Consider the following 14,504-nt stretch of genomic DNA (forward strand, 5'->3'; position numbering starts at 1 on the left):
GACAATTTGACCAGGATCAGAAAGCCCCCCGCAATGCCCGATTCCACGCCCGTTGCCAACGTCGTTCCCCTGCACGGCGCACCCCATCAAGCGGCTGACGCGATCCGGGTGGCGTGCTCGAGCTGCAATTTGCGCGAACTGTGCATGCCGGTCGGACTGAGCCCCGAGGAACTGCGGCGCATTGACGCGGTGGTCACCACACGGCGAAAGGTCCGGCGCGGTGGCGCGCTGTTTCGCCAAGGCGACGCCTTCAGCGCGCTGTACGCCATTCGCACCGGGTTTTTCAAGACCTGCGTGAGCGCGGAGGATGGCCGCAACCAGGTGACCGGCTTCCAGATGGCGGGCGAGATCCTTGGTCTGGACGGCATTGTCCATGACCGCCACACCTGCGACGCCGTGGCACTGGAGGACGCCGAAGTCTGCGTGATGCCCTTTGAACACATGGGGGAACTCTCGCGCGACATTGACGCGCTGCAGCACCATGTGCACCGCGTGATGAGCCGCGAGATCGTCCGGGAACACGGCGTGATGCTGCTTCTGGGCAGCATGCGGGCCGAGGAGCGGCTCGCCGCATTCCTGCTGAACCTCGCGCAACGCCTGCACGCGCGGGGATTTTCAAGCACCGAGCTGGTCCTGCGCATGACGCGCGAGGAAATCGGAAGCTACCTGGGCCTCAAGCTCGAAACCGTGAGCCGCACTTTCTCCCGTTTTGTCGACGACGGCTTGCTGGAGGTCCGGTATCGCCACATCCGCATCCTGAGCGGCCAGGGCCTGAAAGACATCGTCAACCACCCGGACTGCAACCGCTGAAGAAGCGGCATGACCGGTGGCCGGCAACTGCACGCAGTGGCCCGTCGTTCACCGCAGCGGCAGACGCAATCTCACCGTGCCACCGTCGGCGCCCTGCCCGGTTTCAAAGCCGGCCTTGCGCGCCAGTTCCAGCATGCCGCGATTTTCCGGGAGGCACTCACCCACCATTTCGGCCGTGCCGCGCGAGCGCAGCCAGTCCACCATCCGGCCCAGCAACAGGCGCCCCAGCCCCCGCCCCTGCCAGTCGGTGGCGATCTGGATGGCGAATTCCGCCTGCTGGTTGTCCGGGTCGCACACCGCGCGCACCTGCCCCACCAGGCGCCTTGCGTCCAGGGCACCCGGCAACAAGGCCACCAGGGCCATCTCGCGGTCATAGTCGATCTGGGTGAACCGCGCCACTTCGGCCAATGGCACCTCGCGGCGCGACATGAAGAAGCGCAGACGCATGTCGGCGGGTGTCGCCGCCGCGTAGAAGGCCCGAAGGCGCTCCCCGTCGTCGGGACGGATGGGCCTGAGTTCCAGTGCCTGCCCGCCCAGTTCCAGCGATTCTTCGAGCTGCACCGGGTAGGGCAGGATGGCCAGCGGCGTGCGGGGGTCGGCGCCAGGGGGCAACATGCGCACCCGCGCATCCAGGGCCATCACCCCCGACGCATCAATCAACAGCGGATTGATATCCAGTTCGACCAGCGGCGCCAGATCGCAAACCATGCGGGACAGCTTCAGCAGCGTGTCGATCAGGGCCCCCCGGTCCGCCGCCGGCCGGCCCCGGTGGCCCGCAAGGAAGGGGGCCAGGCCGCTGCGATCAATCAGGTCCGCGGCCAGCCGGGCATTCAGCGGCGGTAGCCCCACCGCGTGGTCGCGGTGCAGTTCCACGTCGGTGCCACCGGCACCCAGCAAGATCACCGGGCCAAACACCGGGTCCGTGGTCACGCCCAGAATCAGTTCGCGTGCCCCGTCCCGTTGCGCCATGGCCTGCACGGTGAAGCCCTGAAGGCTGGCGTCCGGCCGCATCTGCCGCACCCGCTGCAGCATGGCGTGCGCCGCGCTGCGCACGGCCTCCGCCGAGTCCAGCCCGAGGGCCACACCCCCCACGTCGGATTTGTGCAGCACCTGTGGCGACAGGATCTTCAGCGCCACCGGAAACCCGATGTCCCCGGCCACGGCCGCGGCTTCGTCGGCATCAACCGCAGTGCGGGTCTGAACCACGGGGATGCCATAGGCCTGCAGCAGCCGCTTGGCGCGCATTTCATCCAGCCACGCCTGGCCTTGCTCCCGGGCCGGTGCCATCAGATGCCGGGCCGCAGCGAGATCGGGGCGGAAATCCGCTGACGCGGCCGGAGCGATCTGCTGCAGGGCCTCCTGGTTGCGGGCATGAAGGACCCGCTGCATCCAGGCCGCCGTGGCGCGTTCGGGCGAAGGAAATGTTGAAATTCCCGCTGCGGCGCACGCCCGGCGGGCGGCCGCCACGGCCGGGCCGCCCAGCCAGCAGGTCAGCACGGGCTTGTCGGCCTTGATGAAAAGGGGCACACACAGGGCCGCGATGTCGTTGGCGGAAACAACGGCGGTCGGGGCATGGATGAACAGCACCGCATCCACCTCGGGCGCCTGCAACAGCACCCCCAGCGCGGCCGCGTAGCGTTCGGCCGGTGCATCGCCAATGATGTCCACCGGATTGCCTTGGGACCAGGTCGCCGGCAGGCAGGCGTCCAGGCTGGCACGCGTGGCCGGGCAAAGGTCAGCGAGCGTGCCACCGGCCATGGCCAGGGAATCGGCCGCCAGGACGCCCGCACCGCCGCCATTGGTGAGAATGGCCAACCGTTCGCCCCGCTGGGGCCTGGCATATGCCAGGGTTTTAGCCGCGTCGAACAGGGCCTCCAGCGTGTCCACGCGCAACATGCCGGCCCGCCGGATGGCTGCATCAAAAATGCTGTCGGAGCCGGCAATTGCGCCCGTGTGCGAGGCCGCCGCGCGGGCCCCCGCCGGCATCCGGCCCGCCTTGACCACGATCACCGGCTTGTTGCGGGCCGCGGCACGGGCTGCCGACATGAACTTGCGCCCTGACTGGACTGATTCGATGTACAGCAGGATCGCCCGTGTCCCACTGTCGCTGCCCAGGTAGTCCAGCACATCGCCAAAGTCCACATCCGCGCAGTCCCCCATGGAAACGAAGTGCGAGAAGCCGATGTTCTGACCGCCCGCCCAGTCCAGCATGGCGGTCGCCAGCGCCCCCGACTGCGTCACGAAGGCCAGGGGACCTGGGCGGGCGCCTCCTGGCGCAAAGCTGGCGTTCAGCCCCAGCGCCGGAACCAGCAGGCCGAGGCAATTGGGGCCCAGCACGCGCAACAGGTGGGGGCGCGCGGCGTCAAGCGCCTGCTGCACCAGCGGGGAAGATCCGTCCGCCGTCGATGCCGAAAGGCCCGCCGTGAGGACGATGGCCGCCCGGGTTCCCCGGCGCCCCAGATCGGCTATGAGCCCGGGCACGCTGTGCGGTGGGGTGCAGATCACGGCCAGGTCGGGCGCCTGCGGCAACGAAGCCACGTCGGGCCACGCGGGCTCTCCGTTCACGAGGGCATGCCGGTGGTTCACGGGCCAGATCGGGCCCTTGAAACCTCCCGCGCGCAGATTGGCCAGCACGACCGCCCCCACGCTGCCAAGCCGCCCGGAGGCACCAATCAGTGCCACCGAGGCCGGACGAAAGAGAAACTCAAGATTCCGGACGGTCATTCGAAGCGCTCAATGCACCCGCGTCTCAAAGGCCCGGGTCAGGCCCTCCAGGTCGGTGATGCGGATGTGTCGCTTGTCCACCTCCAGCAGGCGCTGCTGCTGAAAGGCCGAGAAGGTGCGGCTCACGGTTTCGAGCTTCATCCCGAGGTAGCTGCCGATCTCGGCGCGCGACATGCGCAGGTGAAATTCGTTGGCGGAATAGCCGCGCGCTTTCAGGCGCTGCGAGAGGTTGAGCAGGAAGGCGGCCAGCCGCTCCTCTGCGTTCATGCTGCCCAGCAGCATCATGAGGCTGTGCTCGCGCACGATCTCGCGGCTCATCAGGCGGCTCACCACATGCTGCAGGCCGGGGCTGCCGCTGGAAAGATCCATCAGGTTGCTGTAGGGAATGGCACAGACCTCGGTGTCTTCCAGCGCAATGGCCGTGCTGGCGTGCGTGCCGTGGGCCACGCCGTCCAGCCCCAGCAGTTCTCCCGCCATGTAGAAGCCGCTGACCTGCTCGCGCCCGTCGGCCAGCGCCAGGCTGGACTTGAACGTGCCACTGCGCACCGCGTAAATGAAGCTGAATCGATCCCCTTCGTGGTACAGGCTGCGGCCGGCCTGGATCCGGCGCCGGGCAAAACCCAGTGCATCCAGCAACTGGACATCACCCCCATTCATCCCGCAGGGCAGGCAAAGCTCGCGCAAATGACAACTGGAGCACTGGGTGGTCAGAGGTGTCACGGACGGCCGCGGCGACAGCGAGGCGGGTGCTACCCATCGCAGGGCATGGACAGGAAAGGATTCAATGGTTTCAGTGGACATGGTGATTCCCTTGGGTAACGCTCGAAACGGTTTGCGCGAGCCGGTCCAGCTCGTTGCTCTTGTCAAGAAAGGCTGCGGCACCCGCGGCCAGGTAACGCTTGCGGTAGGCGGGCCCGGCGCTGTTGCTGAACACGACAAAGGCGATCCCGGGCGCGGCGCGGTGAACGGCACGCAGGACCTCCAGCCCGGTTCCTCCCCGGAGCTGGATGTCCAGCAACACCACGTCGGGCTGGGCCTGAAGAATCCCGTCAATGGCGGCCTCGGGGGTCTCGGCTTCGCCGACCAGTCCCATTCCACAAGCGGTCAGCATGGAAGCCACGCGCTGGCGAATCGGCAACGCGTCATCCACCAGGAAAAACGTGGGGGAAAGGCTGTTGTGCGGCATGGAACAACTGTCGTCGTTCTGTCGCTTCCGGACCATCGGCGCCGGATGAAATCGGACCTAGGCGGCGTCCGGTTGACGGCTAGGCCGGGACCGGCCTGGCCTAGGACAATTCCGAGCGCCGCGACGCCGCTTCAGGGATCCAGCTGCTCGGCCAGCCCATGCTTGAGGGCATAGCGGACCAGGTCACTGGTGTTGTTCAGCCCCAGCTTCTGCATCAGGTTGGCCTTGTGGGTGCTGATGGTCTTGACCGAAAGATTCATCCGCTGCGCCGCATCGGTCGGCGACACGCCCGCCACGAGCAGTCGAAACACTTCGAATTCGCGTGCTGACAAGGCCTCGTGGGGCGCGGCATCGTTGCCAGGCATGGCTCCCAGCGCCAGCTGCTGTGCCACCTCGGCCGTGACATAGGCGCCTCCGGCTGCAATTTTCCGGATCGCCTGCTCGAGCTGGTCAGGCGCGCTTTCCTTGGTCAGATACCCGCTGGCCCCGGACTTGATGGAGCGCACCGCGTACTGCAATTCCTGGTGCATGCTCAGCACAAGAATGCGAAGCTTGGGCTTTTCCGCGTGAACCAGCCTGATCAGTTCCATGCCGCTGCGCCCCGGCATGGACAGGTCCAGCATCAGGACATCAAAGCTGAGTTCGCGCACCCGCTGCATCACCTGCGTCCCGTCGGCCGCTTCACCCACCACTTCCATGCCAGACACCGATGAAACGATGCGCTTCAGGCCCTCGCGCACGATCGCGTGGTCGTCGGCCACCACAATCCGGATCATGGTGAAACCTCCGCCAGATGGACGGGAATGCTCACCTGAATGCGGGTGCCCTGCCCCGGCTGGCTGATGATCTCAATGTGGCCCTTGAGCAAATGGGCCCGTTCACGCAGGCCCATGAGGCCCAGCGACTGGGGCTTGCGCGGCGCGGCCACGGCAAAGCCACATCCGTTATCGTTGACCTCAAGCTGCACGGCCACGGGCGTCCGGTCAATCCGCACCGTCACACTCGAAGCGCCAGCATGCTTGGCCACGTTGGCCAGCGACTCCTGCACGATGCGGAACACCGCCGTGGCATAAGGCTCGGGCAGATCGACGTCCTCGTCGACCGCCAGTTCGCATGGCACGCCGGTGCGCTGGGAAAAATTCTGCGCCAGCCACTCGATGGCCGGCACCAGGCCCAGGTCGTCCAGCAAGAGGGGCCGAAGGTCAGCCGCGATGCGCCGGGTTGCTGCCACGGTGCTGTCCAGCATGGCGAGCATGTCATCCAATTTGGCCGCCACGGCCTGCGCGTCATGCCGCAGATGCTCCCGCAACCAGATCGTGTCCATCTTGAGTGCCGTGAGCGACTGGGCCAGTTCATCATGCAATTCGCGGGCAACGCGGGTCTTTTCCTCCTCGCGCAGCGCCTGGGCGGCGGTGGCAAAGGCACTCAGCTCCTCCTGCGCACGCACGCGCTCGGACACATCGCGCAGGATCACGGTAAAGAGCTTCCCCTCGGGGGTATCGATCTGGGAAATTGACGCCTCCACCGGAAAGTCCTCTCCGCTGGCGCGCTGTGCATAAAGCACCGTGCCGTCACCCATGCGACGGGAGGTGGTGCCCGTCGCGGCAAAGCGCCGCACATCGGCCGCATGACCGGCCCGGAAACGCTGGGGCATCAGCATTTCGAGCGGCTGGCCCAGCGTTTGCTCGCTGGGCCAGCCGAAAATTTTCTCGGCGGCGCGGTTGTAGAGAACGATGCGCTGCCGGGCATCGACGGTGATGATGGCGTCCATGGCCGAGTCGAGCAATCCCCTCAGACGGACGTCGGCCTGATCGGCGTGATGCAGGGGTGAATAGGGCTCGGACATGGTTTGCCGGAAATGGATCGCCCTGAATTTACAGCACAAGGCACCCTGGTTTGACCCGCATCAAGTTTCGAGCGGCCCGAACACCCCACACTCGCGGGCTCATCCACCGCTTCGCCATGCCCCAGAACGTTTCCCCCCTCGCGCCCGGCCAACCCCTTCCCCACCGCAAAATCATCCGCCAATGGCTGGTGCCCCTGGCGCACCGCAAGACGGCATGGCCGGTGCTGTTGCTGCTGCTGGATGGCGCACTGCTGCTGCTGAGCCTGGCCGGAACCACGCAGGCCATACCGCTGTGGGCCAAGCTGCTGTGCGGCCTGGCTGCCGGCGTCCTGATTGCCCGGCTGTTCATCATCGGCCATGACGCCTGCCACCAGAGCCTCACGCCGCATCGCCGCCTCAACAAGTGGCTGGGGCGCGTGGCCTTCCTTCCCTCACTGACCCCCTACAGCCTGTGGGATGTGGGCCACAACGTGGTGCACCATGGCTACACCAACCTCAAGGGGTTTGACTTCGTCTGGGCGCCCTGCACGTTGCAGGAGTTCCGCAGCCTGAGTCCGTTGCAGCGCCTGCTGGACCGGGTCTACCGCAGCGGCTGGGCGCCAGGGCTGTACTACATGGTGGAAATCTGGTGGAAGCGCATGTTCTTTCCTGCACGCCGCCACGCCCCCACCCGCCGGCCGGTCTTCATCCTGGACAACCTGCTGGTGTGCGCCTTTGCCCTGTTCTGGGTGGCGATGCTGGTGACAGCGGCACACGCGCGGCAGCAACCGGTGTGGCAGGTCCTTCTGGCGGGTCTGATCGTGCCATTGGCGGTCTGGTTCGCGCTGATCGGCTTCGTGGTCTACGTTCACCACACCCACACCGATGTGGCCTGGCACCGCGAGCGAACCGCCTGGTCCCGCGCCCAGCCGTTTGTCTCGACCACCGTGCACCTGACCTTTCGCAGGGGCATGGGCGCGCTGCTGCACCACATCATGGAACACACGGCCCATCACGTGGACATGAGCATCCCCCTGTACCGGCTCAAGCGCGCGCAGGCGCGGCTTGAAACCTTGCTGCCCGGCCGCATCATCGTCCAGCCCTTTTCCTGGCGCTGGTACTTCCGCACGGCCCGCCAATGCAAGCTGTACGACTTTGAGCGGGCCTGCTGGACCGACTATGCCGGCCGCGCTGCCAGCGCGCCCCACGATGCCTGTTGACCGCGTCCTACACTGAAAGCACCCGGGTGCCGCTACGCTTGGGGTTTGTCACCACGCAGACGGGATGACGCGCGTTCCGGCTTGCCGTGCGGCGACTGCATTGCCGTCCGTACCACCGGATGAATTTGATGACCCATGCCCAGTGGTTCATGCTCATCGGCAGCCTGTTGCTCGCCATGGGCCTGACCACCTCCCTGCTCAAGCGTTCGCCAGTCACCTCGGCCATCATCTACCTGGTCGTGGGCTTGCTCGTGGGCCCCACCGGCCTGGACCTGTTCCACTTCAATCCCCTGAAGCAATCCGCCCTGCTCGAAACCATGACGGAGGTGGCCGTGCTGATTTCGCTGTTCTCTGCCGGCGTGAAGATGCCCGCTCCGTTCAGCCTGGCGCGTTGGGGCACGCCGCTGCTGCTGGCGACCGCTTCCATGGCGCTCACCGTGGCCACGATTGCCCTGTTTGCCTGGTGGGTGCTGGGATTGCCCCTGGGCGCCGGCGTGTTGCTGGGCGCCATCGTCGCCCCCACCGATCCGGTGCTTGCCACCGATGTGCAGATCCGCAACCCCAATGACCGCGACCAGTTGCGCTTCGATCTGACCTGCGAGGCAGGCATGAACGACGGCGCGGCCTTCCCCTTCGTGATGCTGGGGCTGGGGCTTCTGGGCCTGCACGAGCTGGGCGACTTTGGCCTGCGCTGGGCCGCAGTGGACGTGTTGTGGGCCTCCGCAGCGGGCATCGCCATTGGCGTGGCCGGCGGCACCGCGCTGGCCCGCCTGGGAACCTGGTTGCGAAGGGCGCCCTTTCACCATCGCCTCATGGACGACTTTCTGGGCCTCGGCCTGATTGCGCTGGTCTACGGGGCGGCCGTCATGGCCCATGCCTGGGGCTTTCTGGCCGTGTTCTTTTCCGCCGTGGCTCTGCGCCAGACCGAGCTGAAGTACACCCGCAAGGCCCAGGCCGCCACGGTCAGCGAAGGGGCGCTGGTGTTCAAGGAGCACCTGGAGCGTCTGTCCGAGCTGGTGCTGGTGCTATTGCTGGGGGGCTCCCTCTTCCTCAATTCATGGAGCTGGAAGGCCGTGGCGCTGGCGCTGTTCCTGTTTCTGGTGGCTCGCCCGCTCAGTGTGTTCGCGGCACTGGCCCGGTCCCGGCAGGCGCGGCACATCAAGGCCATGACCGGCTGGTTCGGGGTGCGTGGCATCGGTTCGCTCTATTACGTGATGTACGCGATCCAGCACGGCTTGCCCGAACCCCTGTCGCTCCAGTTGGTCCAGATGACGCTGATTGTGGTGACCTTGTCCATCCTGCTGCACGGCATCAGTGTCAAGCCCCTGATGGGCCACTTTCGCAAGGTCCAGGCCTCGCCTCAGCCGCCGGCCGATCCCGGCGATGCGGGATCCGGTGCCATCGGCCAGCCCAGTATCACCGTGAGCGCGCACGAGCCCGCGCTGACCGCCCAGAAAGCAAAAAAGGCGAAGGTATAGGCGGCCTGGCGCGACAGCTCCAGCGCCTGGCCAGCCCAGCGCAGTTCCAGCGGGTCGACCAGCGCAAACACCAGAAGCTCCAGAACGCACGCCGCGAGGAACGCGGGCCAGACGACCAGCATGAGTTGTTTGTGCAGGGGCATGTTTGTCTCCTCCGGGTCTTGATTCGCCACGGATCTATGGGCTGGCAGGTGCCGGGGTCACTGCGTGGTTTCGTCCCTGCAGCGCGGGCAGCATGGCGCGCCCGTCTGCCAGGCGGCGCTGTTCGGCGAGGGTCTTGTTGATCTCGATGCCCTGGCGGTAGTAGTCCTCGGCCACCAGGGCATCCGGGTGGGTCACGGCAATGAAGGCCGTGGCCAGCGCGGCCACCACCACCAGCGCCGGACCGGAGATCACCAGCCAGACGTAGCCATGGCGCCACCAGGGCGCCTCAGGAACAGCATGGGAATCCGGCACGGTTGTCATGGTGACTCTCCTAACGGGGTACAAGAAAGACGGATTTTTCACTCACGTGGTCACTCCCCTGCAGCGCGCCCACTCCGAAGTGGATGGGGTGGGAACCTGGCGTCGCGGACCCGTACGGAATCTGCAATCGCACCGCCACCCAGCGCGACTCGGCCGGGCCCACGGCCACTTCGGGTTCGCTCGCCACCGCCAGCCCCTCGAGGCCAGTGGCCCCAATGCGGTAGACCACCGGCTTCTCGGTGGCGTTCATGATCTGCAGGCGATAGACATTCTCGAGCCTGCCGCCCTCGACAATCCGGGAGAGCGAGGCACGGTCGCGCACCACGTCCACCTTCAGCGGCGTGCGCATCACCAGGCTGCCCAGGACCACGGCCGACAATGCCGCCAGCACCGCGCCATAGACCAGCACCCGGGGCCTGAGCACCCGGCGCACGATCTGGCGGCCGCTCCAGCCCTGCCGGACGGCGTTCTGGGTGGTGAAGCGGATCAGCCCGCGCGGATAGTTCATCTTGTCCATCACGGTATCGCAGACGTCCACGCAGGCGGCGCACCCGATGCATTCGTACTGCAGGCCCTGGCGGATGTCGATGCCGGTGGGGCACACCTGGACGCACAGCGTGCAGTCCACGCAGCTGCCCAGGCCGAGCGCGCCCGGGTCGGCCTGCCGGGAGCGGGCGCCGCGTGGCTCGCCGCGCCCCTCGTCATAGCTCACGATCAGCGTGTCCTTGTCGAACATCGCGCTCTGGAAGCGCGCATACGGGCACATGTACTTGCAGACCTGCTCGCGCATGAAGCCGGCGTTGCCATAGGTCGCCAACGCATAGAAGTTCACCCAGAACCACTCCCAGGGACCAAACGACAGCGTGAAGGCCTCGCCCCAGAGCAGGCGTATCGGTGTGAAGTAGCCCACGAACGTGAAGCCCGTCCACAGCGCCAGCCCGATCCACAGCGCATGCTTGGTGGTCTTGCGCGCAATCTTGCGCGCGGACGCAGGAGCAGCATCCAGCCGCATCCGGGCGCTGCGGTCGCCTTCGACCTGCCGCTCTATCCACAGGAAGATTTCGGTGTAAACCGTCTGGGGGCAGGCAAAGCCGCACCACAACCGCCCCGCCACCGCCGTGAACAGGAACAGTGACAGCGCCGAGATGACAAGCAGGCCCGTCAGGTAGATGAAGTCCTGCGGGTAAAGCACCAGGCCGAAGATATAGAAGCGGCGCGAGGCCAGATCAAACAGCACCGCCTGCCGCTGCCCCCATTCCAGCCAGGGCAAGCCATAGAACACCAGCTGGGTCACGGCCACCAGCGCCCAGCGCCAGCGTGCGTACAGCCCCGATACCGAGCGCGGATAGATCTTCTGCTGCGACTCGTACAGCGACACCTGCGCGGGCGCGATGGGGATGATCTTGCGGGCAGGAGTGGGCGCCACCATGTCTCCGGGGTCAGGGCCGCGCGGCGGTGGGCCGGTTGGACAGCCCCCACACATACGAGGCCAGCACGTGGATCTGGGACTCGGTCAGCTTGCCGGCCTGGGCCGGCATCTGGTTGACCTTGCCGTTGTTGATCATGTCCACAATGGCGTTTTCACCCCAGCCGTGCAGCCAGATGCCGTCGGTCAGGTTGGGGGCCCCGATGGCCTGGTTGCCCTTGCCGTCAATGCCGTGGCAGGCGGCGCAGGCGCCGAACTTCGACTTGCCCAATGCAGCGCGCAACGAGTCGTTGGGGCTGCCGGACAGGCTGAGCACATAGTTGGCCACGTTCTTCACGTCGTCCGGGCTTCCCACGGCCGCAGCCATGGGCGGCATCTGCCCGGTGCGGCCCTGGGTGATGGTTTCGATGATTTTCTCGGGGCTGCCGCCATGCAGCCAGTCCGCGTCGGTCAGGTTGGGAAAGCCCTTGCTGCCCCGGGCATCCGAGCCATGGCACTGGGCACAGTTGTTGAGGAACAGGCGCTCGCCAATGGCCATGGCCTGACCATCAGCCGCAACGTCTTCAGGCTTCATGCCGCTGAAACGGGCGTACAGCGGCTGCAGCTCGCGGCTGGCCTTGGCCATCTCCTCGGAATGCTCTGTCGCCGATGTCCAGTGCAACTGTCCCCCGTAACTGCCCAGCCCCGGGTAGGCCGCCAGGTAGAGAAAGCCGAAGATGATTGTGAGAACGAACAGCCACATCCACCAGCGCGGCAGCGGATTGTTCATTTCCCTCAGGTCTTCGTCCCAGACGTGACCGGTGGTGTTGTCCGAAGTGGCCGGGACCTTCTTGCGGGAGGTCAGCCACAACAGGAGCAGGCAGGCCAGGATGCTGACCAGGGTCAAGGCGGCGACGTACACCGACCAGAAGCTGCTGTCAAAGTCACTCATGGGGTTCAGTCCTGTTCAAAAGGCAAACGCGCGGCTTCCTCGAAGCGGGCCGCATTGCTGCGAGACCAGGCCCAGACCACGATGCCGATGAAGGTGACGAAGCAGGCCAGCGTGGCCGCAATCCTCAAGGTGTTGATGTCCATGGTGTTCTCTCCTTATTTCAGCGTGCGGCCGAGCACCTGCAGGTAGGCCACCAGCGCGTCCATCTCGGTTTTTCCGGCCAGCTCGCTGCCGCCCCTGGCAATCTCTTCGTCGGTGTAGGGAACCCCGACCCGGCGCATGGCTGTCATGCGGGGTGCCACCACCGCGGGATCCACCGCCGTCTTTTCCAGCCAGGCGTAGGCGGGCATGTTGGACTCGGGCACCAGGTCGCGCGGGTTGTTCAGGTGAATGCGATGCCACTCGTCGCTGTACTTTCCGCCCACGCGGTGCAGGTCGGGCCCGGTGCGCTTGCTGCCCCACTGGAACGGGTGGTCATAGACAAACTCACCGGCCACCGAGTAATGGCCGTAGCGAAGGGTCTCGGCACGGAAGGGCCGGATCATCTGGGAGTGGCAGTTGTAGCAACCCTCGCGCAGGTAGATGTCGCGCCCAATCAGCTGGACCGCGGTATAGGGCTTCAGGCCCGTGACCGCCTGCGTGGTGGATTTCTGGAAGAACAGGGGCACGATCTCCACCAGGCCGCCCACGGCGACCACCAGCAGGATCAGAACGATCATCAGGAAGTTGTTGGTTTCAATCTTCTCGTGACTGAAGCCGGTTGCATTGTTGTCAGACATGGTTTCCCCGATCTCAGGCGTGGGCCACATTGGAAGGAATCGACACCCGGGTGGAGCGGCCGGAGGCGACAGTCATCCACACATTCCAGGCCATCACCAGCATGCCGCCCAGGTACAGAAGGCCGCCGGCAACGCGGATCACATAAAACGGATAGGTGCTCTTGACCGACTCGACGAAGGTGTAGGTCAGGGTGCCGTCCGCATTGATGGCGCGCCACATCAGGCCCTGCATCACCCCGGCGATCCACATGGCGGCGATGTACAGCACGATGCCGATGGTGGAGATCCAGAAGTGCAGCTCGATCGCCTTGATGGAGTGCATCTCCTTGCGGCCATACAGGCGCGGCACCAGGTAATAGAGCGAGCCCATCGTGATCAGGCCGACCCAGCCCAGCGCGCCGGAGTGCACGTGGCCGACGGTCCAGTCGGTGTAGTGGCTCAGGGCATTGACCGTCTTGATGGACATCATCGGGCCCTCGAAGGTGCTCATGCCATAGAACGAGAGCGAGACGATCAGGAAACGCAGGATGGGGTCATCGCGCAGCTTGTGCCAGGCGCCCGACAGCGTCATCACGCCGTTGATCATGCCGCCCCAGCTGGGCGCCAGCAGGATCAGCGAGAAGACCATGCCCACGGACTGGGTCCAGTCGGGCAGCGCGGTGTAGTGCAGGTGGTGCGGCCCCGCCCACATGTAGGTGAAGATCAGCGCCCAGAAGTGCACGATGGACAGGCGGTAGCTGTACACCGGCCGCCCGGCCTGCTTGGGGATGAAGTAATACATCATGCCGAGGAAGCCCGCGGTCAGGAAGAAGCCCACCGCGTTGTGCCCGTACCACCACTGCACCATCGCGTCCTGCACCCCGGCGTAGGCCGAGTAGCTCTTCATCCAGCCAGCAGGCACTTCGGCGCTGTTGACCAGGTGCAGCACGGCCACCGCGAGAATGAAGGCGCCGTAAAACCAGTTGGCCACATAGATGTGGCGCACCTTGCGCTTGCCGATGGTGCCGAAGAAGACGATCGCATAGGCCACCCAGACCAGCGTGATCAGGATGTCGATGGGCCATTCCAGCTCAGCGTATTCCTTGCCCGTGGTATAGCCCAGCGGCAGGCTGATGGCCGCCGCGACGATCACGGCCTGCCAGCCCCAGAAGGTAAAGGAGGCCAGGCGCGGCGCGAACAGGCCCACCTGGCAGGTCCGCTGCACCACGTAGTAGCTCGAGCCGATCAGGGCACAGCCACCAAACGCGAAGATCACGGCGTTGGTGTGCAGCGGCCGCAGCCGGCCATAGCTGAGCCAGGGAATGCCGAAATTGAGTTCCGGCCAGGCCAGTTGCGAAGCGATCACCACGCCCACCAGCATGCCGACCACTCCCCAGACCACGGACATCAGGGAAAACTGCCGGACCACGGCATCGCTGTAGTGGGCGGCGGGCGAATTTTCTGAATTCATCGAGGCACCTTTTTTGTGACGTGGCCAGTGTCGGCCGTGCCGCCGGTTGGCGCCTTGACCCAAATCAATCGGACTGGAAAATCCGCTCGCCCTCGGCCTCGACACCCTCGAACTGGCCACGCCAGACGGCCCAGCACAGCGCGCCCAGGATCAGCAGCGCCAGCGCCACCGACAGCGGGATCAGCAGGAAAAGAATGTCCATGGTTGCGG

The 14,504-nt window shown here is 65.7% G+C and carries 15 protein-coding genes; 3 read left to right on the forward strand and 12 right to left on the reverse strand.

Features of this window, described 5'->3' with window-relative positions; genetic code table 11:
• Window positions 1-33 precede the first annotated feature (33 nt).
• Window positions 34-810 carry a helix-turn-helix domain-containing protein gene (locus KF796_14770; protein MBX3587898.1) on the forward strand — a complete coding sequence of 259 codons (777 nt, stop codon included), beginning with the start codon at window positions 34-36 and terminating at the stop codon, window positions 808-810.
• A gap of 48 nt (window positions 811-858) precedes the next feature.
• On the opposite strand, the gene KF796_14775 is transcribed toward KF796_14770, so the two are convergent.
• The 5 genes from KF796_14775 to KF796_14795 form a co-directional block, all read right to left on the reverse strand.
• Window positions 859-3,534 (reverse strand): bifunctional acetate--CoA ligase family protein/GNAT family N-acetyltransferase, encoded by a 2,676-nt coding sequence (locus tag KF796_14775; protein MBX3587899.1) that lies wholly within the window; start codon window positions 3,532-3,534, stop codon window positions 859-861.
• Window positions 3,535-3,543: 9 nt separating this feature from the next.
• Complete coding sequence (locus KF796_14780) at window positions 3,544-4,335, reverse strand: helix-turn-helix domain-containing protein (protein MBX3587900.1); 792 nt, start codon at window positions 4,333-4,335, stop codon at window positions 3,544-3,546.
• Entirely contained in the window at window positions 4,325-4,720 is a 396-nt protein-coding gene (locus KF796_14785) for a response regulator transcription factor (GenBank protein ID MBX3587901.1), read from the reverse strand. Before KF796_14785 ends, KF796_14780 begins: the two co-directional genes overlap by 11 nt.
• A gap of 131 nt (window positions 4,721-4,851) precedes the next feature.
• The gene (locus tag KF796_14790; protein ID MBX3587902.1) at window positions 4,852-5,496 is read right to left on the reverse strand and encodes a response regulator transcription factor; all 645 of its coding nucleotides are present in this window, start codon (window positions 5,494-5,496) and stop codon (window positions 4,852-4,854) included.
• A complete protein-coding gene (locus KF796_14795) occupies window positions 5,493-6,566 on the reverse strand; it encodes a PAS domain S-box protein (GenBank protein MBX3587903.1) in 1,074 nt (357 codons plus the stop codon). Before KF796_14795 ends, KF796_14790 begins: the two co-directional genes overlap by 4 nt.
• Before the next feature lie 116 nt (window positions 6,567-6,682).
• Between KF796_14795 and KF796_14800 the strand changes: the two genes are divergently transcribed.
• Window positions 6,683-7,765 (forward strand): fatty acid desaturase, encoded by a 1,083-nt coding sequence (locus tag KF796_14800; GenBank protein ID MBX3587904.1) that lies wholly within the window; start codon window positions 6,683-6,685, stop codon window positions 7,763-7,765.
• 128 nt (window positions 7,766-7,893) lie between these two features.
• Window positions 7,894-9,243 carry a sodium:proton antiporter gene (locus KF796_14805; GenBank protein ID MBX3587905.1) on the forward strand — a complete coding sequence of 450 codons (1,350 nt, stop codon included), beginning with the start codon at window positions 7,894-7,896 and terminating at the stop codon, window positions 9,241-9,243.
• Window positions 9,244-9,420: 177 nt separating this feature from the next.
• On the opposite strand, the gene KF796_14810 is transcribed toward KF796_14805, so the two are convergent.
• From KF796_14810 to ccoS, 7 genes are all read right to left on the reverse strand, one after another.
• The gene (locus KF796_14810; protein MBX3587906.1) at window positions 9,421-9,708 is read right to left on the reverse strand and encodes a FixH family protein; all 288 of its coding nucleotides are present in this window, start codon (window positions 9,706-9,708) and stop codon (window positions 9,421-9,423) included.
• Between the two features lie 10 nt (window positions 9,709-9,718).
• Window positions 9,719-11,137, reverse strand: a complete 1,419-nt coding sequence (ccoG, locus tag KF796_14815; GenBank protein ID MBX3587907.1) for a cytochrome c oxidase accessory protein CcoG — start codon at window positions 11,135-11,137, stop codon at window positions 9,719-9,721.
• Window positions 11,138-11,147: 10 nt separating this feature from the next.
• Window positions 11,148-12,065, reverse strand: coding sequence for a cytochrome-c oxidase, cbb3-type subunit III (ccoP, locus tag KF796_14820; protein MBX3587908.1), 918 nt, complete (start codon window positions 12,063-12,065; stop codon window positions 11,148-11,150).
• A 5-nt stretch (window positions 12,066-12,070) separates the two neighbouring features.
• Entirely contained in the window at window positions 12,071-12,208 is a 138-nt protein-coding gene (locus KF796_14825) for a cbb3-type cytochrome c oxidase subunit 3 (GenBank protein ID MBX3587909.1), read from the reverse strand.
• Window positions 12,209-12,220: 12 nt separating this feature from the next.
• Window positions 12,221-12,844, reverse strand: a complete 624-nt coding sequence (gene ccoO, locus KF796_14830; protein ID MBX3587910.1) for a cytochrome-c oxidase, cbb3-type subunit II — start codon at window positions 12,842-12,844, stop codon at window positions 12,221-12,223.
• A 13-nt stretch (window positions 12,845-12,857) separates the two neighbouring features.
• Window positions 12,858-14,294, reverse strand: a complete 1,437-nt coding sequence (ccoN, locus tag KF796_14835; protein ID MBX3587911.1) for a cytochrome-c oxidase, cbb3-type subunit I — start codon at window positions 14,292-14,294, stop codon at window positions 12,858-12,860.
• A gap of 64 nt (window positions 14,295-14,358) precedes the next feature.
• Complete coding sequence (ccoS, locus tag KF796_14840; GenBank protein ID MBX3587912.1) at window positions 14,359-14,496, reverse strand: cbb3-type cytochrome oxidase assembly protein CcoS; 138 nt, start codon at window positions 14,494-14,496, stop codon at window positions 14,359-14,361.
• Between the last annotated feature and the right edge of the window lie 8 nt (window positions 14,497-14,504).

The organism is Ramlibacter sp. (genome assembly GCA_019635435.1).
GTDB lineage: Bacteria > Pseudomonadota > Gammaproteobacteria > Burkholderiales > Burkholderiaceae_C > JAHBZM01.

Bases quoted from the DNA above. Each gene is read 5' to 3' on its own strand.
- KF796_14770 (MBX3587898.1), top strand. From the start codon at position 34: ATGCCCGATTCCACGCCCGTTGCCAACGTCGTTCCCCTGCACGGCGCA.
- KF796_14775 (MBX3587899.1), bottom strand. From the start codon at position 3,534: ATGACCGTCCGGAATCTTGAGTTTCTCTTTCGTCCGGCCTCGGTGGCA.
- KF796_14780 (MBX3587900.1), bottom strand. From the start codon at position 4,335: ATGTCCACTGAAACCATTGAATCCTTTCCTGTCCATGCCCTGCGATGG.
- KF796_14785 (MBX3587901.1), bottom strand. From the start codon at position 4,720: ATGCCGCACAACAGCCTTTCCCCCACGTTTTTCCTGGTGGATGACGCG.
- KF796_14790 (MBX3587902.1), bottom strand. From the start codon at position 5,496: ATGATCCGGATTGTGGTGGCCGACGACCACGCGATCGTGCGCGAGGGC.
- KF796_14795 (MBX3587903.1), bottom strand. From the start codon at position 6,566: ATGTCCGAGCCCTATTCACCCCTGCATCACGCCGATCAGGCCGACGTC.
- KF796_14800 (MBX3587904.1), top strand. From the start codon at position 6,683: ATGCCCCAGAACGTTTCCCCCCTCGCGCCCGGCCAACCCCTTCCCCAC.
- KF796_14805 (MBX3587905.1), top strand. From the start codon at position 7,894: ATGACCCATGCCCAGTGGTTCATGCTCATCGGCAGCCTGTTGCTCGCC.
- KF796_14810 (MBX3587906.1), bottom strand. From the start codon at position 9,708: ATGACAACCGTGCCGGATTCCCATGCTGTTCCTGAGGCGCCCTGGTGG.
- ccoG (MBX3587907.1), bottom strand. From the start codon at position 11,137: ATGGTGGCGCCCACTCCTGCCCGCAAGATCATCCCCATCGCGCCCGCG.
- ccoP (MBX3587908.1), bottom strand. From the start codon at position 12,065: ATGAGTGACTTTGACAGCAGCTTCTGGTCGGTGTACGTCGCCGCCTTG.
- KF796_14825 (MBX3587909.1), bottom strand. From the start codon at position 12,208: ATGGACATCAACACCTTGAGGATTGCGGCCACGCTGGCCTGCTTCGTC.
- ccoO (MBX3587910.1), bottom strand. From the start codon at position 12,844: ATGTCTGACAACAATGCAACCGGCTTCAGTCACGAGAAGATTGAAACC.
- ccoN (MBX3587911.1), bottom strand. From the start codon at position 14,294: ATGAATTCAGAAAATTCGCCCGCCGCCCACTACAGCGATGCCGTGGTC.
- ccoS (MBX3587912.1), bottom strand. From the start codon at position 14,496: ATGGACATTCTTTTCCTGCTGATCCCGCTGTCGGTGGCGCTGGCGCTG.